Below are 23,805 nucleotides of genomic sequence, written 5' to 3'. Positions count from 1 at the left end.
ACAATAGCAAGAGTGAACCACCTGATCCCTTCCCGAACTCAGAAGTGAAACCTCTTAGCGCTGATGGTAGTGTGGGGTTACCCATGTGAGAGTAAGTCATCGCCAGCTCATTATTCGAAACACCCCCAACTTAATCGTTGGGGGTGTTTTTTTATGTGCGGAGAAAAGGGGAAAGGAAAAAGATAGAGGGGGATACGGAAATTAAGCGTTGGATATCCAACGCTATAAGTTTACATAGAACGATAAAATTATCTTAACTGACGTCGTGCATGCTTTAATGCTGTTCTTAACCCTTCTTCTAAAGTTGGATGATAGAAAGGTTTATCCAAAATTTCATGTATGCTTAGTTCTTCTGAAATCATCCAAGCTAGCAAATGTGCTAAATGTTCAGCTTCTGCACAGAATAGCTCAGCTCCTAATAGTGTATGGTTAATTGTATCCACATATACTTCAGCAGCCCCTTTATTTTTAGCAGCAACAATCGCACGACCTTGTTTTTCGTAAGAAACGAAACCAATGACGAATTCTTTGTTTTTATCTTGTAGTTGCTTATAGCTTTGACCAATAGTTGCCATTTGTGGTGTAGAAAATAAGATGCCTAGTGGGGTTAACGTCTTGATGGATTTAATTTGTGGAAAGTTTAAACAGTTTTGTACTGTAAATTTACCTTCATGAGCTGCTTCGTGTTGGATAGGGGTATTGGTATGTGCATCACCGACAATAAAAATTGGATAATCAGCTAGTTGCTTTGTATCCGGATTGATCGGTAAATTTTTAATATCTTTAAATTCTGCACTTATACGTTCTAAACCTAAGGTATTTAATAATGTACGTCTGCCAGTTGCAGCTAAAACATAGTCAATTTGTAGCGACTTTTGTACGTTTTCTTCAGTATAGGTTAAATGAACTAGATCGCCTTCAAGAGAGTAATGTTCAGGTAAAATTTCAAACTTTAGCTTTAATTCTTTACTTAACTCTTCCTGTGCGAGCTTTTGTAATATGGGGCTAGTCAATGAGCCAATTTTTCGACTACGTGCAAAAACAGTGGTGTTTACATTAAGCCGTGTTAAAGCCTGAGCCAATTCTAAAGCGATCACGCCACTTCCAATAACTGCGACAGATTTTGGTAGTTGTTCTAACTCAAATATTTGATCGGACGTAATTAATTTATCGCCTAATATTTGTTTTTGTTCTGTATCTATAGCAGGCGTTGTACCTACTGCAAGGATAAATGATTTGGCTTTAAATGTTTGGTTATTTACTTGAATTGTATTTGAATTAATAAATTCAGCTTTTCCTGAAATTTTATGTTCGCTTGGCCAACTTTCAACATCTTTTAAAGTGGCTAGTGTAAAACGATCACGTAAATTTTGAACATGTTGCATGACGCTAGAGGTATCAATTTCACTTTTGACATCTAGACCTAAATTATCTGCATGTCCAATTTCGTGCATACGGTTGGCAGTAGAGATGAGTATTTTACTTGGCATACAACCGACGCGTGCACAGGTGGTGTCCCAAGGACCATCATTAATGATAAGAATATTCTGTGTTTTTTTAATTGCTTCTTTATAGGCTGAAATGCCTGCTGTGCCTGCACCGATAATGATGATGTCGTACATAAAATATTTACTTTATTCTAAATAAATTATATTAATTAAACAAAATCCCTCTAGGTAGAGGGATTTTGTTAGAAAGTTACTTTTTAGTTGTACCATTGATGGTGCGAGTGATTGTTTTACCATCAGCATCTAAAGTTAAAGTATGTGTATAAGTAATAGTTGAACCACTTATTGATTGTAGGAAGTTTAAAACTTTATCTCCTTCAATTCTAATACTGCCTGTAATGCTCTTGATGTTTGTTGCTGGGCTTTCATTTTCGATTCGTTGTCCAGAAATTGCAGAGATATTTGGCAAATTTAGTATTTGAGTACCATTTGATTTAATAAGGAAAGTTGCAATTTCATTACCTGGAGCAGAATGAACAGTGAATGTCACAGGTTCGATATTTGGTGTGTTTGGATTATCATTTGTGAGCACGCTATAACTAGAGTCAGCTTGTACAACATATAGCTTTCCTTCAGATGACGTTGGATCATTATAAAGTACAAATCCACCATTACTGCTATCATTGTTCGGAATAGTGACAAAACGTACCTGCTGGCTTTGAGCTAAGCCCCATGATTGTTGATACGGGTAACCAAAACTACCAGTAACTGCAATGCTATTTAAGTTTTTATCAGCATTTTGATTTTCGTAAATAATAACGCTTGGTTGGCCAATATAACTTTCAAGTCCTTCTTTTGGCTGCATATTTTTTAAATCATTTGCATTTACATTAAAGTTCCAATTTTTATAATTTTCACCGAGTAAATTTTTTAAATTATCTCCACTAATTACATAACAACCTTGTTTAATTTGTTCCGATTGTTCTAAGTCATCTGTTGATGTTTCGTCTTTTTTATGACAATCATCATAATAAGTAAATTGTGATTGATTTTGAGTGAATTTTTCATGCGTCGAAATAGCTAGTTCTAAGACACCATTTCCAAAGGTATCTAGAGCATGGTCAATATAGCCCTTAGGTGTATCAGGATTATTAGTATCGAGTAACCCAAATAAAATGCTACCTTCTCGTTTTAGGTTATCTTCAAAAAATTTTGTGTCGGCAGATGAAGTATTTGTATTTTCAGTTGTGTTACCACTGCTATTACTTTCATTATTAAAATAACCTTCACTACCTCCACCGCCACATGCAGTTAATAATGTAGCTAAAGCAAGTGAAAGTGATCCTTGTAGAAATTTCATGAAGTACCCCAAAATAGTTATTTATGTATAGAAAAAGTTATATTGCGTAAAGATACCACACATAAAAAATGGCGCAAATAGCGCCATCTTTATATTCGTCATTTTATAGTGCAGTCCCGACACTTACACCAACAGTTGGGCGTACATTCATAGAATTACACCCTGTTAGCAACAACGTTGTAAATAAAACAGTGAGCACGAATTTAGTCATTGAGCAAACCTTGAGCCTTAGCTTGATTGAAAAGAGCTGTCGAACGTGAACCACTACGACAAATCATCAAAATGGGTTTAGGGAGCTCATTATAATATTTGGCAAATTCTTTCACGTCTGTTTGAGAAATTTTACCGCTTTGCACAGGTTGATACACAACACTCACATGAGACTTTTCCGCAATGCCTCGTAACTGTAAAACAGTCACTTCATTGCCCGCCTCACTATCTGGTCGGTTCACAATCACAGATTTAAATTTAAGTTGTTTGAGTAAACTTGAAAACTTATCTGTGGTCATTTGTCCTGAGACACTTAAATTTGCATTTAAGGGCTGACTGTTATTATCTGCATATGTAGGTGCTGAAAAGACGCAAGTCGCGATCAATAAAGCTTTTTGAATGAAAGCCTTAGTCATCCAAAAGATCCATCTGTTTTGCCAGTTGATATAGGTTATTCGAACGGTTACCTGTACGGCAGAACATGAGTACTGGCTTCGGCAATTCATTAAAATGATTAGCAAAGTTACGGACATCTAGCTCAGAAATTTGACCTGCAATAACAGGTTGATGAACATAGTCTAAACCAGCGCTACGAGCTGCTTCTTCAATTTGAGCACTGGTTGGTTGCTCAGGACCACCTTCCATGTCAGGGCGGTTATTGATAATCGATTTAAAGCCTTTTTCAACCACTTGCGCTACATGTTCTGGGCCGATTTGACCTGCAAAACCAACATTTTCGCTCATTGAGTCACTCCATAATTTAATTCATAGATTTATGCTTTATGATAGCATTAAGCACAAACTTGAGCAGAATGTTCTTAAATTTTTATAAGCGATTACAACCATAAAATAACGCAATGGAGCGCGTATGCACGCCTATACAGTCGAACCACTGTATGTCAAAAGCGGACAAGATGTTATAGCTGCTGACTTTTATCGTCCAAAATCTGTTGAAAAACCTGCAGTCATTCTCATGGCACATGGTTTAGCGGCATTACGCCAATTTAAATTAGTGCAATATGCCAAGCGCTTTGTGCAAGCGGGCTATGCTGTCGTGTTGTTTGATTATCGCTATTGGGGTGGCAGTACAGGGCGTCCGAGAGAGTTGGTGAACCTTAAAGCTCAACTTGAAGATTGGCGGACCATGATCGATCATTTACAGCAGCGTAAATCGATTGATTCGAGACGCATTGTATTATGGGGAACATCGCTGAGTGGTGGCTATGTACTCAGTTTGGCGGCAGAGCTTAAAAATATTAAAGCGGTGATGGTACAAGTACCATTTGTCGACGGCGCTGAAAGTGCAAAATTGTATCCCTTACAGCAATTACCCAAAGCGTTAAAATTATCGAGTCAGGACTATATGGGGTCTAAAGTTGGGATGAGTCCAACGACTTTACCTGTAGTTGATCCACATCGATTGTGTTTTTTACAGTCTGAAGATAGTTATGCGGGCTACTTATCGATTGTCAATCCTGATTTTTATTGGAGTGGCGAAATTCCGGCTCGGGCCTTTTTTAAGTTAATCCGTTATCGTCCAATTTTGGATGTCCGGAAAATTAGCATACCTGTACTTTTTATTGCGGCAAAAGAAGATAGTTTGATTCCCATCGAATCAAGCCGAGAAACTGCGACCAATATTGCACCGTATGTGCAATATTATGAGTGGGAAATGCAACATTTTGATATTTATCATGGGCAATGGTTTGAAAAAGCCATGGCAACCCAATTAGAATTTTTACATCAACATGTTGGAGTCAGCTAAATGATCGTTGTGTGTCCTGAATGTGGTGCAAAAAACCGTGTACCTGAAGAAAAACTCGAAGTTGGACCTGCATGTGGTCAATGTCATCAAGCATTGATTCCATTGGCGCCCATCGAGTTGAATGAAAAGAACTTTGCAAATTTTATTAGCAATAGTGATTTACCTGTGCTGATTGATTTATGGGCTGAATGGTGTGGACCATGTAAGATGATGGCGCCACACTTTGCACAAGTTGCAAAATCTAATCCGAAGGTGGTTTTTGCCAAAATTGATACCGAAGCAAACCCTCGATTGAGCGGTGCATTTAATGTTCGTAGTATTCCTACACTGGTTTTGATGAATAAAACCAACGAAATTGCTAGAATAAGCGGTGCAATGCGTGCTGGTGAGTTACAACAATGGCTCAACCAGCAGTTAAATTTACCTCAATAAATGTCAGCGCCAGGAGCTAAAGTGTCAGAAACTCATGTAAAACCTGAAGGAACGCTTTCCCTACAAACCATCGCGATGCCTGCAGACACCAACTGGAGTGGTGATGTTTTCGGTGGTTGGATCGTGTCACAAATGGACTTGGCCGGTGCAATTCACGCAGAGCGTTTCAGTCAAGGACGCTGTGCAACGATTTCAATTAACCAAATGACCTTCCTCGTTCCAGTGAAAGTCGGGGATGTCATCAGTGTATATACCAAAATTTTAAAAGTGGGTAATACCTCTATCCAAATGCAGATTGAAGTTTGGGATAGTCACGACAGTTCACGTGATCCAATTCGCGTAACCGAAGGTGTGTTTACATTTGTCGCTGTGGATGTGAAAGGTGCTAAGCGTCAAATTCCTGCGGATGCAAAAGCTAAATTTGCTGCAGATCAAGCTTAATTAAAGTAAGACAAAAAAAGCCGCTCAATCGAGTGGCTTTTTTTATGAATAGTGGCTGAGAAATTAAAACATCGTGTTTGAGTTGGCACTGGTTTCAGGAATGCTTTGTTGCACATCCCAATGTTCGACGATCTTGCCATTTTCAACACGGAAGATATCAATAATCGCTTCTCCACGGTCTTGATTATTCTGCGTAGAGTGCACATGTAAATAGACCAAATCACCTTCGGCAGCGGCACGTTTGATCTGGTTTTTTGCTTCAGGATTTTGTTTAAAATACTGGATGAAATAATCGACAAAAGGCGCTTTGCCATCAGGTACATGCGGATTATGTTGAATATATTGATTGCCAATATATCGGTCAGCATATGTCTTAACCTGATGTTTAAGAAAGACACCTTCATAAAAATCAATCACGATTTTCTTATTTTCCGCTGCTTGGCTGGTTTGAATATTGCTTTCAGCTATTTGTGTTGGAGTCGTTGGCGTTGCAGGAATAGTACTTTGACATGCAGTTAAAAACACCACCAGGCTGATGAGTGAAAGGGGAATGATTTTTTTCATAAAGTGCTCAATATATTTGTGTCGTGCAAGCATATTGAGCGGAATTACGGCGTATAAATAATAAAAAACAGTCTTGATTTTGCTGAAATTTGGTAAAACTTATACTTACCTAAAAGTAAGTTTTATTTACATTTATTTATTTTTCAGAGCGGATTTTGCCACCCACGCCCAAAGCATTTCACATTGAATCGGTGCTTCACCAGATTCATCGGTGACTAAGACCTGTACTAAGGTTTCACCTTTTTCTGTGCTTTGCATTTGTCGTTGCTGTTCGGGTGTAAGCGTTGCGATGGCTTTCATCCCACCTTGGGTTGGACGTTTAAAATCAACTTTGAAACTTTTAATTAGGACAATGGCGCTATCAGGGACGTTCATTGCTGTGACAAAACCTGTGGCTGTTTCTGCGATCAGCGCCATGGCACAGGCATGTACTTGCCCGATATGGTTTTGCATCGCCTTATGATTGGCGATGCTCACCTCAACACGCTCAGGGCTGACATGTTGATATTGGATTTTAGCCGTTCCAACCATGGGCACGACACGACCAAAAGCTCGACTGAGCAAACGACTTTGAATACCTTTGGGTAATTTAGAGCTTGCTTTGACCAGTTTATTTAGACGATTTGGACGTGCCATATTGACCTCAATGGCAGTTGTGCTGCCTTAATCTTTAAAGTTGTTAAATTGAAGCGGCACACCAAACTGTTGCTCTTTTAAGAACGCCATCACTTGTTGCAAAGTGTCACGTTTCTTGTCAGTCACACGAATTTTGTCGCCTTGAATAGAAGATTGCACTTTAATGCCGCTTTCTTTAATGGCTTTATTGATTTTTTTTGCAGTATCAGAGTCAAGACCGTCTTTTAGTTTGATCACTTGAATGACGTTTTTACCAGAAGCGGTCATTTTTTGTGGATCGAGCGCTTGAATGTCGACTTTACGTTTGAAGAAATGATTTTCGAGCATGGTATACACTTGCTCACATTGGAAATCGCTTTCTGTTGAGATTTTGATTTCCTTATTTTTCTCATTTAACTCAATTGAAACGTCATGACCGCGGAAGTCAAAACGCGTCGCAATTTCTTTTTGCGTGTTTTGAACTGCATGATTTACTTCAAAAACTTCTAATTCGGAAACAATATCAAAAGAAGGCATAGATTAGACCTTTACAAAGGGAAAGAATATCTGAGATGCTAGGGATGTTTTCTTCATTTGCCAAGTGTTGTTTACATCAAAAGGAGTGCGCAATGATCCGTAAACAAGAAATTACAACATTTGAGTTCCCAGAAGACTCGATTATCTGGGATGTTCGCGATGCAAGTGCTTATGCTGAGGCACATGTGAAAGGTGCGGTTAACCAACCGATCACCGCATTGTCATCAGATGCACTGACTCAGGTGTCAACGGATCAACCCATTTACATTTTATGTGGTGGCGGAAGTAAAGCTCCACGTGCAGCAGAGTTACTAGAGGGTTTTGACAGCTCACGTGAATATGTAATCTTAATGGGCGGCACGCGTGCTGCTCGTGATGCCGGTCTTCCTTTGGAACAAGGGAAATAAGATCGAATCAAAAAAAGCGCCGAAAGGCGCTTTTTTATTGCAGGTTATTTTTCTTGAGGTGGAGATGACGGCATCTGAGCTTGAAAATAAGGCTTCTTGGTTTTTTGTTTAGCTTTGGCGCGGCGTATAAAACGTGCTGCATGAATTTTATCGAGTAGCTGTGTTGGAATCGGGCAGGCTTCTTTTAAGACCAACGCGGCAATGATTTCACTACAGAGCGGGGCATACAGGAAACCTTTAGAACCGAGTCCACTACAGCTATAAATGTGCTGATCTTCATGGACTGCACCAATTACAGGGAAAAAGTCTTTCGTCTGTGCGCGAATCGCAGCACGTCCTTGCCATTGCTCAATCGGTGCTAAGGTTTTGGCAAAGTCGGGGAACACACTGTGGATAAGTTCATAGTTATGCACATGATCTTCTGTGAGAACGTCGGTGTCATCACGACCGGGATAAAATGACGCGCCCATAATCATCTGTTCGGCATCCAGTTGCATACAATAGCCCCCATAACTATAGGCTGTATGCATATCCATTTGTTGAGCGGGGTTGTTCAACCAACTGACTTGTCCACGAATGGCACGCAGCTCTGGATAATCTGTTTGTAGCTGCATACTGTCACGTGCCGCACAGAGAATGACATGCTCGGCAGATGGAAGCTGCTGATCCTGTGTAAATAGCGCAACGCCATTTTGTTGTTGCTCAATGCGTTGAATATCTGCTTGTAACAATTCAATGTGTGGATGCGCCAAGATTTGGTCACGAAGCTGATGTGGACTGACTGCGCCTGCTTGTTTGAGGAGCAGGGTTGGATATGTTGAGGCTAATTGATTTAGCGTGCCTTCTTCAGCAGATAATACATCTGAAGGATAAGCTTGAGCTAAATCAAGGTGCTCTGCTTTATTTTTTAAAATAGATTGGTGAATCTGTAAGGGACGAAATGCCTTGAAGTTTTGATAATGCTTGAGCGCATATAACCAACTCAGGGTCATCAAATGTTCAGCACTTTGTTCAATTGGACTGAGTTTAGGGTTGAGTAGGGCAAGAGGATTACCCGACCCACCGCTGAGTGGTGCTGATTTCTCGTAAATACGCACTTGATGCCCACGTTGAGCAAATGCCCAAGCACAGCTTAAACCGGCGATGCCAGCACCAATAATCGCGATTTGACGGGGCTTATGTCCTAGAGCGATTTCAGAATTTTTTTTTTCGTCTAAAGTGGGAAGGTTAGCAACTACGGATTGATCATCTAACTTTTCAGGTGCGAGCCAAAAAGCTTTGAGCATTTCACGCTTATGAGCAAAGCCACGAGGTCGTGTAATGGTAATACCATGCTCACGTAAGCCGCGTTTCAGTACACCTGCCACACTAAATGAGGCAAAGGTCGTCCCAATGTCTGATAGACGCACGATATTTTTGAGTACGTTTTCTTCCCACATGTCAGGATTACAGGCGGGTGCAAAACCGTCCAAGAACCATGCATTGACCGTAGCAGTTTTTGCCATGATGGGAAAAACGTCGTGTGCATCGCCTAACCAAAGATCAATTGAAAAACGTTCTTCTGGAAAATTGAGTCGATGACATCCCGCAATGGGTTCAGGATATTGCGCAATCAGTTGCTGTGCCAAAGGTTGTAATTCAGGCCATGCATTTAATGCACGAATGAGGTCTGCTTTAGATAAAGGGAATTTTTCTACAGAAATGGCATGCAGATGACTGTGATTATCTGGACGAACCTGTTGCCATAATTGCCACAAGGCCAAAATATTTAAGCCTGTACCAAAACCTGTTTCGCCGACACTGAAATATTCAAAATCAGTCAGTGCCGCAAGGCGAGTGTCGAGGTCATTCCCTTTTAAAAACACATGACGTGTTTCGAGTAGGCCGTTATCCTTCGAAAAATACACATCACCAAACTGTCTAGACACTGGAATATCAATGCCATCGATCATTTGCCAATCGAGATCGGCAGTCTGAATTGCACCTGACAAAACTCAAGCACCCTTTAAATTGAAGTAGAAAAACGAATTACCATTGACGACGACGTTTGGTATAGACGTAACTGGCCAACAAGAAACCTAAAATCACACCAACACCTAGTGTGGTCCCGCCATATAAAAACATCTGCGCGCTACGTTCACTTTGTAGCACTTGTACTTGTACACCCAAGCTATCATTTTTAAGTTGTAATTCTTGGTTTTGCGCCAAGGCTTCAAGGTTAGCTTTTTCTAACTGTTGTAAGCGTACAGATTGGTCTTTGACCATCGCTTTGACTTTGGCATCTTGCAGCGCTTTATTTTTTGCCAATTGCTCAATGGTCAATGGATTTGCATCTTGAGGTTGACCATTGGGATTGACGGTTGCCGCCACTTTAATGATGCCCGGTTTATTGGCAGGAATAGTATGCGGCACAGGATTGGGAGGAGGTGTTGCAGTCGTTGCTTGAGCAGCAGGGGCTACAGCAGGTGCAGGAGCCGGTTCTTCAGCCCATGCAGTTGAACAAATTAAAGATAAGCCCAGTAAACTAGAAACAACGACGCGCATGAACCTTATCCTTTAGGAAATGCTTTGTTAAATGGTTTGACATCAATTTGGCCATAAACCCCTTCTTTGAGGAAAGGTTCATCTGCCAACCATTGGTCTAGGGCTTCACGACTATCAAAATCGACAATGATCGTACTGCCATAAAAACCAGCTTGCGGGTTTGCCGGATCTTTAGGCATCGCACCTGCAACAATCAGACGACCTTCATCATCAAGTTTTTGTAGACGTTCAAGATGTTGAGGACGAACCGCAAGGCGCTTTTCCACTGTACCTTCATTATCTGTACAGCTTACGACGAATAATGGCATGACTTTTCCTGATTTTTGACCGAATGGATTATTCTGAGGTCTTAAAGTATTTACGTAATACAATAAACTGAATAATGATAAAGGAAAACATCACGATCATGTCACCAAAAGCAGTGAATTCACCCCAATATTTTCCGTCTGCAAACAAATAAGCGAAAAAGGTGTGTAAACATGACATCACCACGAACATTGCAGCCCATGCATAGTTCAATCGTTTCCAACCTACAGCGGTTAAATTTAAGACTGGACCAAATAAACGTTCGATGAGTGGTTTCTTATCTTTACTAAATAGTGGAGAAAGTAAAAACGCGCCAGCAAATACCAAGTTCAGTAAAACGGCTTTTAAACGAATATAAAAATCATCGCTTAGCATCAGGGTAATACCACCAAAAATCACGGTCATGAACAACACAATCCATTGTTGTTTATCTAGACGGAATTTTTGCATGACAAACAATGCACCATAAACCACAAGCATGGAAATGATGAGACCTGATGTTGCCACAAGAATGTTATTGTTATCGACACCCCCAGCAGAACCAATCAATTGTAATAATGGGTGCTGCGTATCTTTTGGATCTACAGTTTTATATAAATAAAAGAAAATAATGAGTGGCACAAAGTCTAAAAGTGCTTTCATGTTAGAGTATCTAAATCTGATCAAATAAATGACATAGTATAGAGATGCAAGGCGTAGATTTACATACACACAGTAATATTTCTGATGGTACTTTGTCACCAGAGGCTTTGGTGCAGGCCGCAAGTGCTATTGGAATTCATACGCTGGCTTTGACTGATCACGATACGATGGACGGATTGTTGGCAGCAGAGCAGGTCGCGCATGAATTAAAGCTGCAATTAATCTCTGGCGTGGAGATTTCCAGCCAGTGGTCGAGATCTGCGACCAAAAAAAGTTATGGTGTGCATATCGTCGCTTTAAATATGCAAAATCCTGCGCCCTTACGAGCCTTATTAATGGATCAAAAGCGTATTCGAGCGGAACGTGCTCGGCAGATTTGTGACTTATTGATACCGTTAATTGGTCAAGATATTTATAGCGATGTGATTGCTAAAGTCGACCATATACCAGATCGGGTGACACGCACGCATATTGCCAAAACTTTGGTGGAAAAGGGGGTAGTTTCACGTCCACAACAAGCTTTTGATAAATATATTAAAGAAGGCAAAAAAGCCTTTGTAAAATTTGAAGGTCCGAGTCTTGCTGAAACCATTGAGGTGATTCATGCCAGTGGTGGCTTTGCAGTGTTGGCGCATCCGACGCGTTATGATTTATCTGCGACCAATATTCGTTATTTGATCGAAATCTTTGCAGAAGCGGGCGGCGATGCGGTGGAATTACCACCGGCAATTGAGCCATTATCGACTCGTCAAATGGTAGATCGTATGATTGCTGCCTTTAACTTAAAAGTTTCTGTTGGTAGTGATTTTCATGGCGACAATATGCCATGGATTAAACTCGGCAATATCCCTCGAGTGAAAGAAGGGCAAGTTGGAATTTGGGAGAGCTTTGCTTAAAGCCGTTCTCTAAGATTTTCCTTACTTAGAGATGTTAGGCACATAAAAGTAATTTTGAATTTTTTTAAAATCATTTTGAGTCGATTCGACGGAGTCTTACTTCTAGGGATTGAATAAAGGGATTAGCCGTCGGCTAGAGGTACTCTTACGAAACATTGTTTCTCATTCGGCAAAATGAGAAGCGTACTTCGTAAGGAAACCATCTTGCGGAGCAGTGCTCCTCACCGCAAAACTCGATCATTACCTTCAAATTATTCACAGTATTGCAAAAACATTTTTGATTAGAAGTAGTCCTGACTCAAACACTTGCGGATGACCTTGCCGCGTATCGTTCTTTTATTTAAATCAAATTACGCTTCTGATCTTGCTGCGTACATCAATTGCTTACATATCTTCGAGGTATAAAAAAAAGTGTACGGCAAGGTTATGTAAGCGAGGGTTTAGACGCATGGACCAATTAAAGTAAATTATGATCTTTGGCTTGAATCGGTGGTGGAGTGGGTTTGCCTAAAGTTCCAAGTAGTTCAATTTCAATGGTTCGTACCATCGAGTCCAATGGAAGGTCATTACTCTGTGTGCCGAAGGGCTCCTCAATCTCTGAACTCAGCGCATCTAAGCCTAAAAAGGTATAGGCCAAAATCCCCACCAAAAGTGGGGTCGCAAGACCTAAAGTAGAACCCAAGCTAAAGGGCAAGACAAAACAGAAAAAATAAACAGTTCGATTCAGCAAGACCGAATAAGCAAACGGTAATGGCGTGGTGGCAATACGGTCACAGCCGGTTTGTACGGTACTGAGCTCCATCACATGCTGATTCATCTGGGTATAAATAATATCTGAAATTTCACCATCTTTAAGCGCTTGCATCAGCTCCCATTGAATCAAACTCAACGTGTACTGCGGTGCATTGGCTTGTTGGTATAGTTGGGTGATGGCATTCGCGCTCATGCCGCTGGTTTCAACCAGTTCAGTGGGATTGGCAGTTTGATGGCGGAGTCGGTCACGTAAAACGTTGGCAAAGACGATTACATGTTGAATCACACGTTCACGACGGCCTTGACTGAGTAAACGGCAGTCACGGTCAAAATGGCGTGCATTGGCAATCAAAATGCCCCATAAACGCCGAGCTTCCCACCAACGGTCATAGCAGGCTGAGTTTTTAAAGCCCAAGAAAATCGACAGCACAACACCGATCAGGGTAAAGCCGACCAAAGGAAATTCGGTAAAATGGAAGATATCGACATAGGATAAGCCGCCCACAATGGCAGACAGCAACATAACGATCCCGAGCGGCGGTAAAACCTTAGGTAAAATCGTTCCTCGCCAAGAAAATAGCAGTTTAAAAATACTCGGTTGGTCACGGACGATCATGTTCGAATGATAATTTCTAGTTTTAAAAAATTATGATGATCTTCGGGTTTGCTCAAGCACTTGTCAATAACTGTTTCATGCAGATGAGTGTGCTTGGAGCAAGCCATGTTCAGCAAAGGAAAAACTCCCTTCTGTTGAGATAATACAATGATCGATCAGTCGAATTTCCACCAGCTGACAAGCCTGCTGAATGAGTCGAGTCAATTCAAGATCGGCAGCAGAAGGTTCTGCACGACCGAAAGGATGATTATGTGCAATGACAATACTGCTGGCATGTTCAGAAATGACATAACGCAGCAGTTGATTGATGGAAATTTCACAGGTATTGAGGCTGCCATAAAAAAGTTTTTTAAAGTTTATTTTTCTTAAATGCGCATCTAGACATAGCACGCCAAAGACTTCTTGACGTTCCGATAAAAATTCAAAGCGAAGAAAGTTTTGCAATTGTTCAGAATGTTGCAAGTGTAAGGCTTCATTTTGAAAAAGTTGACTCACATAGCGTTTACCGAGTTCTTTTACCGCCATGAGCTGCGCATATTTACTGTTTCCAATGCCATGAAACTGGCGTAAATCCTCAAGTGAAGCATCCATCAGCGCTTGCAACTGACCAAAATGTTGGATCAGGAGTCGTGCGAGTTCGACAGCAGAGTGCTGCTGGGAACCAGAGCGTAGGAAAATAGCCAGTAGTTCAGCATCGGATAAACTTTGTGCGCCTTGATGAATCAGGCGCTCACGTGGGCGCTCTTGTTCAGGCCAATTTTTAATTGAATTATTCATTATTCTTAGACTTTTTTATTATCAGTCAATCGGCTTTTTCACAGCAGATTGTTGGGTCAGTGCATATTTAATGCTATTGTGAGCGCCACTGCAACAGATAGGTAGCCTGTTCGTGAGCTTTGATTTAAGTGTAATGCCCACAAAAAATATTCTTTTAGGTGTCACTGGTGGTATCGCAGCCTATAAAAGTGCCATTCTTGTCCGTCGGTTAAAAGATGCCGGATTTGATGTGCGCGTGGTGATGACTCAAGGTGCGCAAGCCTTTGTGACCCCGCTAACGTTTCAGGCGCTTTCAGGCAACCCTGTGCATACCGAATTACTCAATCCCGAAGCAGAAGCGGGCATGGGGCATATTGAATTGGCACGTTGGGCTGATTTGGTATTGGTTGCTCCTGCAAGTTGTGACACGCTGGCAAAATTTGCGGCGGGTTTAGCAGATGACCTTCTTTCGACACTTTATCTTGCGACTAAAGCACCCGTCTGGGTTGCCCCTGCGATGAATCAGCAAATGTGGGCAGCCAAAGCGACACAGCGTAATTTAAATACACTGGTTGAAGATGGCGTACATGTGATCATGCCCGATGCCGGTTCTCAAGCCTGTGGAGATGTGGGCTTAGGACGTATGCCTGAGCCAGAAGATTTAGCGGATCAAGTGACGGCCTATTTTCATCAAGCACAGCGAGCTATTGCTGAAAAATTTGGCATGCTTGCCGGTAAACATGTAGCGATTACAGCAGGTCCAACACGCGAGTCGATAGATCCTGTTCGTTATATTTCCAACCACAGCACAGGGAAAATGGGTTTTGCACTGGCAGCGGCTTGTTATGCAGCTGGGGCTAAAGTAACGCTGATCGCAGGACCCGTCAGTTTAGATACACCAAATGGTGTACGACGGATTAATGTGCAGTCTGCAATTAAAATGTTAGAGACTAGTCTGCAAATGTTAGATGAAGGCTGTGATATTTTTATCGCAACAGCGGCTGTTGCGGATTATCGCGTGGCAGAAGTTGCAGAGCATAAAATCAAAAAAGCTGGCGATGAACTCAATGTGGCTTTAATTAAAAATCCAGATATCGTTGCAACGATTGCGCAGCAGTCAAAACGTCCATTTATGGTGGGATTTGCCGCCGAGACACGCAATGTCGAAGAGTATGCTGCAGGCAAACTTGTGGCGAAAAAACTCGATATGATTGCGTGCAATGATGTCTCACGTAAAGACATTGGCTTTGCTTCAGACGAAAATGCCATGACCGTGTTCTTCGCCGATCAATATCAAATGGAAAAGCGTGATTTAGAGAAAGCGTCAAAACAAGAAATTGCACAGCAATTGGTGGAAGCCATACATGATGCGCTACATCATGAGCCTGAAACGGACGATGAATAATTTCAGTTGATTCCTCAAAATCCCCGCAATGTTCGGGGATTTTTTATGGCGCTTTTTAGATGTTTTGTTTAAGGCTCGTTATTGAAGATATCACAGGGGGACCGGTTTCATATTGAAAATTTGACGGCTAGGAAACTACTACCAAAATGGTCATTTTCAACAAAAATATGTCAGCAAGAGACCAAGGCTGTCAGTGTTTTAAAACAGTAAAAATGCAATTTAAGTGATTGATATCAAAATTAAATATAAAATTGAGAAATCTTGATAATTTGGCTTGTACTGTGTGTTTTATTGGCTATTATGAAGCAAACAATGAGGAATGTTTGGATCGCAATCTGTGATCGGTCTGACTTTTTCATCAAGAATAAATGCATCATGGGGGATGCAATATGTTTCGATGGCTCACCATTTTTTTACTGTTGAGTTTGGCTGGCTGTAGCTATTTTGTCTCGACAGATGAATTATCTCGGCAGATTGAGCAGCAGATGCAACACGAGTTTGATCAGAATCCAGATTATCGGCAGTACCATTTACGGATTCAAAATATAAAAGTATTAGAGCGTAAGGGATTAAGCTTTAAGGCTCAGGCGACGTTGCAATACGATGGTCAGCCTTATACTGTTTTGGTCGATATTTACAAAGACCTGCAAGGCTATGCATGGAAAATAGATGAAGAACAATTTGCCTTCATTGACGAAGCTGAAATTGCAAAGTATCAGGCGCAGTTAGATCAAGAGTTGAATCATTTGGTTGAGGAATTGGAACAACCAACCGAGGAGGTTGAACCTGTTACATCGGCGCCTGAGAGCTATGTGGGTTTACGTGAGGAAGAAGATCCATCCGATTATCAATGGACCGATGATGATGAGCCTTTTCCCAAAGGGAACATTACGATCAATAGTCATTGAGCGATGATTGTGATTGCTTTGATGATTTTGCTGAGTTGTGACGATGTTGCCAAACACGTATTTTGTGAGGCGTGAAAATAAAAAAGCCCGCAAAATAGCGGGCTTTTACTTTTAGAAGATTAATCTTCTAAAACGACTTTCGGATGATCACGTAAATAGTCTTCAGTACGTTGCATTGCATCTTTAATATTTTGGATGGCATTTTCCACATCGGCAAAGGTTTTGGCATTGCCACCACTTAAAGCCTGACGCCATTTTCGAGCACCCGGCAGGTTCTGGAATAAACCTAAAATATGACGGGTAATGATAGAAAGCGGCGCACCTTCTTCCATGCGTTTAGCAATATACGGTAGCATCTGATCGATAATATCGAAACGGTTGGGTAATTCGAGATCCCAAAGCTGACCGATCTCAGCCAATAAATACGGGTTGTGATAAGCCTCACGGCCAATCATCACGCCATCAACATGTTGTAAATGTTGCTGCGTTTCAGCAAAGGTTTTCACCCCGCCATTAATTTCGATCAATAAATTTGGACGTTCTTGTTTCAGACGATAAACATCTTCATAACGTAAAGGTGGCACATCACGGTTTTCTTTTGGCGACAACCCTTGCAGCAGGGCAATACGCGCATGCACGATAAAATTGTCACAGCCAGTCTTTGCCACGGTATCGACAAAATGTAGCATTTCTTCATAAGACTGCATGTCATCAATCCCGATGCGGTGTTTCACGGTCACTGGAATATCAACAGCATTTCGCATTTCAGCAATACATTCAGCCACCAAATCAGGCTCTGCCATCAAGCATGCACCAATTTTATTGTTCTGAACGCGGTCACTCGGACAGCCGACATTGAGGTTTACTTCATCATAGCCCCAGTCCTGTGCCATCTTGGTACAGGTCGCTAAATCTTTGGGATTTGAACCACCAAGCTGTAACACAATCGGGTGTTCTTCGTTGTTATAGTCCAAATGACGATTCGCACCGCCAAATAATATCGCACCTGTGGTGACCATCTCGGTGTAGAGAATCACATTAGGGTTAAACAAGCGTGCAAAGAAACGATAGTCACGAGTCGTCCAATCCATCATTGGTGCAACACTGATTCTCGGAGATTGAGTGTTTTCAATGTTCTTATCAATAGTCATTAAAAATCATACCTTTAATCTGTATTCTGCAACCTGCGAGAATCTGTTTAAACATGTGTTTAGGTGGGTGAATCGGTTTGCATTTACACCAAATTTTACACCATAATGGAGGAAATAGCTTTTGGTGTAAATTATGGGGTCAATTACAGCAAGGAAAGGTGCAGATGGTAAAGTTAACTATCGTGCTGCGATTCGAATCACTCGAAAGGGCTTTCCTGCTTTTTCTGAAAGTAAAACATTTCATTCAAAAAAGATGGCTGAAAACTGGCTTAAGAAAAGAGAAGTCGAAATTCAAGAAAATCCCGATATTTTGCTTGGCAAGGAACAGCTCGTTGATCTGACCTTATCAGATGCCATAGATAAATATTTGGATGAAGTCGGGAGCGAGTACGGAAGGACGAAACGCTATTCTCTGCTCTTAATCAAGAAGCTGCCAATCGCGCGCAATATTATCACAAAAATAAAATCAGTACATTTAGCTGAGCATGTCGCTTTGAGGAAGGGAGGAGTCCCTCATCTTGAACTTGAACCTATCGCGACTAGTACGCAGCAACATGAGCTTTTACATATTCGTGGTGTACTTTCTCATGCTGCTGTTATGTGGGAAATGGATATTGATTTAAATGGCTTTGATAAGGCTACGGCTCAGTTAAGGAAAACACGTCAAATATCATCTAGTCAAAAAAGAGACCGACTGCCTTCGAGAGATGAATTGATTGCATTGACGAAGTATTTTACAGAACGATGGAAACTAAATCGTTATGGCTCTAAATACCCAATGCATTTGATTATGTGGTTTGCAATTTTCTCATGCAGACGTGAAGCTGAATTAACACGATTGTATTTTCGAGATTATGACCCACATCACTCAACGTGGAAAGTGCATGATCTAAAGAATCCGAATGGCTCTAAAGGCAATCACAAATCATTTGATGTTCTTGATTCTTGTAAGGAAATGATTAAGAGATTAAAGCATTCCGAAGTCCGTGATCGGATGCTAAAGCTAGGGCATGATGAAAATTTGTTATTGCCTTTGAATCCCAAAAGTTTGGGTAAAGAATTTAGAGAAGCCTGCAAAATTTTGGGTATTGAAGATTTACGATTTCATGACTTGAGACATGAAGGTTGTACTCGACTAGCTGAGCAGAGTATGACGATTCCCGAAATCCAAAAAGTAAGTTTGCATGATTCCTGGAGTAGTTTACAGCGATATGTATCAGTGAAGGCGAGAAGGGATGTTATACAGTTTGAAGAGGTGCTACGCCTCATTGATGAAACGTAGCATAGTCTTTGGAAGCTTCGGAATACTTTTTGTCTAGAACATCTGCTAGATCTTTAACGTGTACTAGAAAGGGTGCACGTTTACTTTGATCTATTTTAAATACAGAGAAGGGGTAATCTTGATTATTTGCCTTTCTTAATGCTTCAGCTTTACTAAGGTGAGGATAATAGTCTGACACGATCAATAACAAGTCAACTGTCATAGACCGATATCGCATAAATAAGTAATCAAGAGTATTTATTTGGAATGCAACCATTTTACCTATTTGACTCACTGTTGATTTGATGTCCTAAGTTTAGGTAAATCAAAAATTAAGAGTAATAGGTCTAGGAAAGTAAAAAATTAAATATTAAGATTCTTTTTTTTATTGAATTTTAGAATAATGGAGAAACTAAAAGTTGAATATTTTCAACTGTTAAGTGATGAGTTGTATTTGCAGATCATCAATGCTCTCAAGCTTGAAAATTTTACAAAGACTGCTAAAAAATCAAAGAAGGCTGAAAATGAAGTAGATATCCAACGCTTGAGTTTGTCCACTTTGAAAAAAAAGCAGCTATTAAAAGTGCTGGAAGAATTAGGTGATAAAAGTTTTAATGAGCTTTTATGGCAAGATAGTCCATGGGATGGTGATGAAGTTTTGATGAATTTCAATCCAAAATTTACTGCAAGAAAGACTCTGCACTTAATTAAAAAAATAGATAAGCTGGTAGTGGATTATAACAATTTGGCTGCTTCTACTTTACGAGAAGAATATAAATTTTGCCTTGAAACTTTGATTGACATGATAACACCAAGACAAAGTGTGCTTTATGGCTCACTTTACTCTGTCGAGTTAAGAAAAAAAATACAAGGCTATATTGCTGTTAATAAAAGGCATGAAGTTAAGCATAAAATTTTTTTTGATACTTTACTTGCGTATTCAGATAAGCATGGCAAATGGAGCAGTCCTAGTGATGCTGTGAAAGATGTTTATACTGAAGTTATTGAAAAATTTGAGGAAATGGATAAACAGTATATAGAAGAGCAACTAAAAAAGCATGAAGTGAAAAAGCAGTTGTTTTGTAAGGAAAAAGAAGAACTTGAATGGCTTATAGATAATATTGAGGTAAGAAAACTAAAAAACAGAAAAGGTAGCAGTGATGATGAGCATTTGCACTCTGCTAGGCAAAAACAAAAAAAATTAGAGGCAGAATTGCAGGACTTAGAATCTCAGATCTTGAGGTATTCTGATGCTAAAAAATATGGTTATCCGTTTGAAAGTTTGGGGCGAGAAATTTTATTTAATAATTATGATATTCATTCGTTATTAATCGACTGTCTAAGAAACAGCATGGAAATCATGAATCAGGTGATTGTAAGCCAAAAAAAATAGGGGCTGAAAAGTGGCAATTTAGATGCCAGTATCATGAGTGTTTTTTAATGATCTGGTAATACCAAAGAAGGTCTAGCATCGTTGAATGAACTTGTAACTCAGTTTAAGAAATAGCGTTGGTGTGGGGAGGTGGGTTGATGATCGTCGATCTTGGTAGGTGCTGTTTTTGGGATGTTTTTAAGGTTGATTTGAATTTTGTATATATCCAAGGGTGTGCGTTTGCACACCCTTTTTTTATTCCAAATGTTTGGATGTGGTGAGACTTAGGAGTGTGCTGGGTTGATTAAAACGGAAAATTTTAATGATAAATAAAGAGTCTAAAAATAAAGTATAAGTCTAAGTAAAAAGTAATATTGGGTTATAAATTTTGCTATATAACAATGTATATTTTACGGTATAGAAAATGAAATTATATTTTTAGTGCCTTTTTAAATAAGGCTTTTATGGTGGAATTTGTGTATTATTTAAAAAAATACAGACTAGTATTATATCTATTTAAATACCTTTGTAATCTTATTCATACCGGAAATTAATTTCATGAGGAAGCAGTGGGTTGGTAGTGATGAAGTGTTTTTTCAAAATCTGTTTGCTTATCTAAAGGAAAAGTTCCCTTATAAGTTGTCTGTAACGATACCTGGGCAAAACAATACAGGTCTGGCTATTTATAATGAGACGATTGTTACGTTGGAGCAGATACATGAGATTTTAAGAAAAATTGAGAATGGCTCTGCACCTAATCGGAATGATTATGAATATGCAGTCCAAAAAAATAACGAAGATAAAGTTCAGGAAATTATAGATTTTTATAAGAAGCTAGCGTTGGTTCAACAGGTGGACGCAAAAACAGCTTTCTCAAATTTTTGTCGGTCATACTACTGGGATCCACTTATCGCTGGTTATTCTCATTTTCTGGATCAGCACAGTGAGTCTTATGAACAATTCAGTAGCTCAGCCACTTGGAATCAGAAAACATTCAAAAAAGATATTGTTTTTGGTTTTATCGAAGCCTACCAAGCCTCAGTGTTACAGATAGAGGAATTACCTAAGAGTCTCCGAGTAGAATTGAAGCTATACGATAAAAAGTATAAAAGGTTGATGGCGAATTTCGATGAGTTGGTTGACCGAAATCTAAAAATTGGGGTAAGTGTTTTTGATATTATTTTGCCTGGAAGTTTACTTTTTGGGGGATCAACCAGAGAAACTTTATTCCCTTCATTTCTATCCAATGTTGACAGGTACTTACAAGATGATTTTAAGGCGAATGATGCAATATTAATGCAGCTTAATCATACCAATAAAATTACTAATAACAGTTTTATTGTATCGTATCTTTTGCTCTATAAGTCGACAATTTATCAAAATCATCAACAGGTGATGGAGTTTGTTTCGTCGGCTGTCGATGAGGCGGTAGGAGTTATTTATAGTCATAAAGTCAAGGTGCTTAATCGGGAGAGCATGTTAAAAAAAATATTCCCAAATGATGTTTTTGTTGGTGAACTTACTTCTAGGTCAAAAAAACAAGTATTTCGTAACGGTTTTTTGAAATACTTTTTATCAAGCATGTTCTTGTTGAATCTGGATAAAGATTCATTATTCCAAGGGCAAGAGGATCAAACGGGCCGTTGTTTTAATAAGTACATGTTTTATAGGGAAAAAATCTATATTGAACGTGGGCAAGATCAAAAAAAGAAAGTGCCAAAGGTAGAGCCTAAACCTAAGAACACAGCAGAAAACTTACGTGAGTTAGCGATAGAAGGTGATCATCTCAGAAAAATCAATCAATATTTTTCATTTAGTGATTTGCATCCAACTGTAGTTAAACAGATAGAAATCCTGCGCTATTTGTATCTTCAGCAAAGTGTTACATCGGTTTCTCATGATGTATTGGAAGATCTAATCAGAATTGAAATTTTTTTGGCTCGACTGATGAATACTCCTGTTTTTGCTTTCGAGAGGATCATAGAAATTGAAAAATTTGAGAAATCACCCAAATTTTCAAAGTTATCTCCATTGTTCAAGCAGTTTGCTTTGATTTTACACATGGACTGTTGGAGGGATAAACGAAGCCTACCAGCGGAATTGAGTGCTAAATCGATTCATTTTATTCTGCGAAAAAGGGATTTTTTTGAGAGAGATTATTCGATATCTGATTTGGATTTACTTAAAAATCAGTTGAATGCTTATCAAGCAACAATGCTTAAATCAGCTTTTAAAAACGAAGCGGTGTTATGTGAGAATGCTGTTCATAATGAAAAAAGAGTTCAAGCCTATCTTGAAACAGTATTAAACCAAGATGTTTCCGTCATACGCTGTATCTTTAGGTGTGGCAATCAGGTTGATCAAGATAAGTCAAAAATATTTGATGATATGTTCCGAGAATACACTGAAAACCTGAAGCGACGGAAAACTCATGGTGTTCGCTTAATTGGGCAAGTCGGGGTGTATGTGCCATATAGCAAAGAACATTACATAGACGCTACTTTATTTTTTGAAATGAAAAATAATGAGGCTATGGATGGTGATGATCTTAGAAATGCTGTGATTAAATATTGGGAAAGCTACGTGGATCATAAATGGGATCAGCTCCAGACATACAATAAGAAACGTGAAAACCCAGATAGTGAGAATCTCACGAACCCTTTTGAAGTTTTTAAGATGGAAACTTTAAGTGCAACTTGTGCCTCTATAGTTAAAACAGAAAATCTACTTAATTCTGAATACCTTAGTATTTCTCCTAAGCAAAAGAAAAGCAAAAAAATGTTAATCGAGAGCGTTTCAAAGTTCTATTCTTATTGCCCTTTAATTTTGGTAGATGAGTTGGATCTTGAAAATTCACCAAGAAAACAACTACTGATTTTAGGTAGAAATCGAAAAGCCAAAAATAAAGCAAGTGATGAAATTACGGACACACTCAATGATCTACAAACACAGAAACAGGATATAGCTAAAAACCAAGTACTTTGTTCAGTAGTTTGTGACAAGCAAAACGATTTGATTCAAACGGATAATGGTGATTTATCTAAGGTACAATCTGTTCCGTCAGAGATTTCTGAAAGCGCTAATCAAATAACTCAACAGCAGGCTGATTTTCAAGATGCTCTTGGAAAAATTTTAGACTCAAATCAAGAACATGATCCCATGCCAATAAATACTCCTAATTTAACCTTTGATGCAAATCATACTGTGCAGATTAAGGAGAGTGAGCAGAAGAAGGTACTGGCAAAAGAGAAGGTTATTTATATTACTCCTAAGAAAAAACATGCTTTTGTGTAAGCGTCCGCTGAACACACCTTATGAATTCATCCTATAAGCCTTAATTTAGTCCCCACTTAAAAACAAGTGGGGACTAAAATTTATGACTACAAATCACCAGACATCCATCGCATCTCTTGCGA

The 23,805-nt window shown here is 39.6% G+C and carries 25 protein-coding genes and 1 rRNA gene; 11 read left to right on the top strand and 15 right to left on the bottom strand.

The window, feature by feature from the left end; genetic code table 11:
* Positions 1-108 (top strand): 5S ribosomal RNA (gene rrf / locus FTU37_RS14145); the annotation flags it as partial.
* A 140-nt stretch (positions 109-248) separates the two neighbouring features.
* Here rrf and FTU37_RS14140 read toward each other — a convergent pair.
* The 4 genes from FTU37_RS14140 to FTU37_RS14125 form a co-directional block, all read right to left on the bottom strand.
* Complete coding sequence (locus tag FTU37_RS14140) at positions 249-1,622, bottom strand: dihydrolipoyl dehydrogenase (protein WP_180124524.1); 1,374 nt, start codon at positions 1,620-1,622, stop codon at positions 249-251.
* Between the two features lie 76 nt (positions 1,623-1,698).
* Positions 1,699-2,808 carry a hypothetical protein gene (locus FTU37_RS14135; RefSeq protein ID WP_180124523.1) on the bottom strand — a complete coding sequence of 370 codons (1,110 nt, stop codon included), beginning with the start codon at positions 2,806-2,808 and terminating at the stop codon, positions 1,699-1,701.
* Positions 2,809-3,011: 203 nt separating this feature from the next.
* Positions 3,012-3,434 carry a beta-lactamase hydrolase domain-containing protein gene (locus FTU37_RS14130; RefSeq protein ID WP_180124522.1) on the bottom strand — a complete coding sequence of 141 codons (423 nt, stop codon included), beginning with the start codon at positions 3,432-3,434 and terminating at the stop codon, positions 3,012-3,014.
* Positions 3,427-3,762, bottom strand: coding sequence for a TIGR01244 family sulfur transferase (locus tag FTU37_RS14125; RefSeq protein WP_180124521.1), 336 nt, complete (start codon positions 3,760-3,762; stop codon positions 3,427-3,429). Before FTU37_RS14125 ends, FTU37_RS14130 begins: the two co-directional genes overlap by 8 nt.
* Before the next feature lie 124 nt (positions 3,763-3,886).
* On the opposite strand from FTU37_RS14125, the gene FTU37_RS14120 reads away from it, so the two are divergent.
* The 3 genes from FTU37_RS14120 to FTU37_RS14110 are packed head-to-tail and all read left to right on the top strand — an operon-like array spanning position 3,887 to position 5,656.
* Positions 3,887-4,783, top strand: coding sequence for an alpha/beta hydrolase (locus FTU37_RS14120; protein WP_078191320.1), 897 nt, complete (start codon positions 3,887-3,889; stop codon positions 4,781-4,783).
* Entirely contained in the window at positions 4,784-5,215 is a 432-nt protein-coding gene (gene trxC, locus FTU37_RS14115; protein ID WP_078191319.1) for a thioredoxin TrxC, read from the top strand. It begins immediately after the preceding gene.
* A gap of 21 nt (positions 5,216-5,236) precedes the next feature.
* Positions 5,237-5,656 carry an acyl-CoA thioesterase gene (locus tag FTU37_RS14110; RefSeq protein ID WP_078191328.1) on the top strand — a complete coding sequence of 140 codons (420 nt, stop codon included), beginning with the start codon at positions 5,237-5,239 and terminating at the stop codon, positions 5,654-5,656.
* Positions 5,657-5,719: 63 nt separating this feature from the next.
* On the opposite strand, the gene FTU37_RS14105 is transcribed toward FTU37_RS14110, so the two are convergent.
* From FTU37_RS14105 to FTU37_RS14095, 3 genes are all read right to left on the bottom strand, one after another.
* Positions 5,720-6,220, bottom strand: a complete 501-nt coding sequence (locus FTU37_RS14105; protein ID WP_180124520.1) for an ester cyclase — start codon at positions 6,218-6,220, stop codon at positions 5,720-5,722.
* Between the two features lie 132 nt (positions 6,221-6,352).
* Positions 6,353-6,856 carry a DUF4442 domain-containing protein gene (locus tag FTU37_RS14100; RefSeq protein WP_180012065.1) on the bottom strand — a complete coding sequence of 168 codons (504 nt, stop codon included), beginning with the start codon at positions 6,854-6,856 and terminating at the stop codon, positions 6,353-6,355.
* Between the two features lie 27 nt (positions 6,857-6,883).
* Entirely contained in the window at positions 6,884-7,372 is a 489-nt protein-coding gene (locus FTU37_RS14095) for a YajQ family cyclic di-GMP-binding protein (RefSeq protein ID WP_078191316.1), read from the bottom strand.
* A gap of 92 nt (positions 7,373-7,464) precedes the next feature.
* Here FTU37_RS14095 and FTU37_RS14090 point away from each other — a divergent pair, with 92 nt between their 5' ends.
* Complete coding sequence (locus FTU37_RS14090) at positions 7,465-7,779, top strand: rhodanese-like domain-containing protein (RefSeq protein ID WP_078191315.1); 315 nt, start codon at positions 7,465-7,467, stop codon at positions 7,777-7,779.
* A 44-nt stretch (positions 7,780-7,823) separates the two neighbouring features.
* On the opposite strand, the gene mnmC is transcribed toward FTU37_RS14090, so the two are convergent.
* Genes mnmC through FTU37_RS14070 form a run of 4 tightly spaced genes read right to left on the bottom strand, consistent with a single transcriptional unit; the run spans position 7,824 to position 11,271 of the window.
* On the bottom strand, positions 7,824-9,770 hold the full coding sequence (gene mnmC, locus FTU37_RS14085; RefSeq protein WP_180124519.1) for an FAD-dependent 5-carboxymethylaminomethyl-2-thiouridine(34) oxidoreductase MnmC: 1,947 nt from the start codon (positions 9,768-9,770) through the stop codon (positions 7,824-7,826).
* Positions 9,771-9,807: 37 nt separating this feature from the next.
* Positions 9,808-10,323 (bottom strand): hypothetical protein, encoded by a 516-nt coding sequence (locus FTU37_RS14080; protein ID WP_078191313.1) that lies wholly within the window; start codon positions 10,321-10,323, stop codon positions 9,808-9,810.
* 5 nt (positions 10,324-10,328) lie between these two features.
* Positions 10,329-10,631, bottom strand: a complete 303-nt coding sequence (locus tag FTU37_RS14075) for a YciI family protein (RefSeq protein ID WP_078191312.1) — start codon at positions 10,629-10,631, stop codon at positions 10,329-10,331.
* A 28-nt stretch (positions 10,632-10,659) separates the two neighbouring features.
* The gene (locus FTU37_RS14070; protein ID WP_078191311.1) at positions 10,660-11,271 is read right to left on the bottom strand and encodes an inner membrane-spanning protein YciB; all 612 of its coding nucleotides are present in this window, start codon (positions 11,269-11,271) and stop codon (positions 10,660-10,662) included.
* Between the two features lie 44 nt (positions 11,272-11,315).
* On the opposite strand from FTU37_RS14070, the gene FTU37_RS14065 reads away from it, so the two are divergent.
* The gene (locus FTU37_RS14065) at positions 11,316-12,167 is read left to right on the top strand and encodes a PHP domain-containing protein (protein ID WP_180114430.1); all 852 of its coding nucleotides are present in this window, start codon (positions 11,316-11,318) and stop codon (positions 12,165-12,167) included.
* Between the two features lie 457 nt (positions 12,168-12,624).
* Here the strand turns inward: FTU37_RS14065 and FTU37_RS14060 are convergent, their stop codons facing one another.
* Both FTU37_RS14060 and radC read right to left on the bottom strand, forming a co-directional pair.
* Positions 12,625-13,536 (bottom strand): bestrophin family protein, encoded by a 912-nt coding sequence (locus FTU37_RS14060; RefSeq protein ID WP_078191309.1) that lies wholly within the window; start codon positions 13,534-13,536, stop codon positions 12,625-12,627.
* Positions 13,537-13,611: 75 nt separating this feature from the next.
* Positions 13,612-14,313: a DNA repair protein RadC gene (gene radC, locus FTU37_RS14055; RefSeq protein WP_180124518.1), complete on the bottom strand. Its 702-nt coding sequence runs from the start codon at positions 14,311-14,313 to the stop codon at positions 13,612-13,614.
* 112 nt (positions 14,314-14,425) lie between these two features.
* Between radC and coaBC the strand changes: the two genes are divergently transcribed.
* Both coaBC and FTU37_RS14045 read left to right on the top strand, forming a co-directional pair.
* Positions 14,426-15,697: a bifunctional phosphopantothenoylcysteine decarboxylase/phosphopantothenate--cysteine ligase CoaBC gene (gene coaBC / locus FTU37_RS14050; protein WP_078191307.1), complete on the top strand. Its 1,272-nt coding sequence runs from the start codon at positions 14,426-14,428 to the stop codon at positions 15,695-15,697.
* Positions 15,698-16,086: 389 nt separating this feature from the next.
* Positions 16,087-16,605: an Asp-tRNA(Asn)/Glu-tRNA(Gln) amidotransferase subunit GatC gene (locus tag FTU37_RS14045; RefSeq protein WP_180065618.1), complete on the top strand. Its 519-nt coding sequence runs from the start codon at positions 16,087-16,089 to the stop codon at positions 16,603-16,605.
* A 119-nt stretch (positions 16,606-16,724) separates the two neighbouring features.
* On the opposite strand, the gene dusA is transcribed toward FTU37_RS14045, so the two are convergent.
* On the bottom strand, positions 16,725-17,756 hold the full coding sequence (dusA, locus tag FTU37_RS14040) for a tRNA dihydrouridine(20/20a) synthase DusA (RefSeq protein WP_218954674.1): 1,032 nt from the start codon (positions 17,754-17,756) through the stop codon (positions 16,725-16,727).
* A 133-nt stretch (positions 17,757-17,889) separates the two neighbouring features.
* Between dusA and FTU37_RS14035 the strand changes: the two genes are divergently transcribed.
* Positions 17,890-19,038 carry a tyrosine-type recombinase/integrase gene (locus FTU37_RS14035; RefSeq protein WP_180124517.1) on the top strand — a complete coding sequence of 383 codons (1,149 nt, stop codon included), beginning with the start codon at positions 17,890-17,892 and terminating at the stop codon, positions 19,036-19,038.
* On the opposite strand, the gene FTU37_RS14030 is transcribed toward FTU37_RS14035, so the two are convergent.
* Positions 19,022-19,294, bottom strand: a complete 273-nt coding sequence (locus FTU37_RS14030; RefSeq protein ID WP_180124526.1) for a pyocin activator PrtN family protein — start codon at positions 19,292-19,294, stop codon at positions 19,022-19,024. The two genes, FTU37_RS14035 and FTU37_RS14030, sit on opposite strands and share 17 nt — an antisense overlap.
* 126 nt (positions 19,295-19,420) lie before the next feature.
* Here FTU37_RS14030 and FTU37_RS14025 point away from each other — a divergent pair, with 126 nt between their 5' ends.
* Both FTU37_RS14025 and FTU37_RS14020 read left to right on the top strand, forming a co-directional pair.
* Positions 19,421-20,410, top strand: a complete 990-nt coding sequence (locus FTU37_RS14025; protein ID WP_180124516.1) for a hypothetical protein — start codon at positions 19,421-19,423, stop codon at positions 20,408-20,410.
* A gap of 537 nt (positions 20,411-20,947) precedes the next feature.
* Positions 20,948-23,683, top strand: a complete 2,736-nt coding sequence (locus FTU37_RS14020) for a hypothetical protein (RefSeq protein ID WP_180124515.1) — start codon at positions 20,948-20,950, stop codon at positions 23,681-23,683.
* The last annotated feature ends 122 nt before the right edge of the window (positions 23,684-23,805 follow it).

Source organism: Acinetobacter sp. YH12097 (assembly GCF_013419225.1).
Classification (GTDB): Bacteria; Pseudomonadota; Gammaproteobacteria; order Pseudomonadales; family Moraxellaceae; genus Acinetobacter; species Acinetobacter amyesii.
The sequence above is the reverse complement of the archived record's forward strand: the minus strand, read 5'-3'. Positions and strand labels throughout refer to the sequence as shown.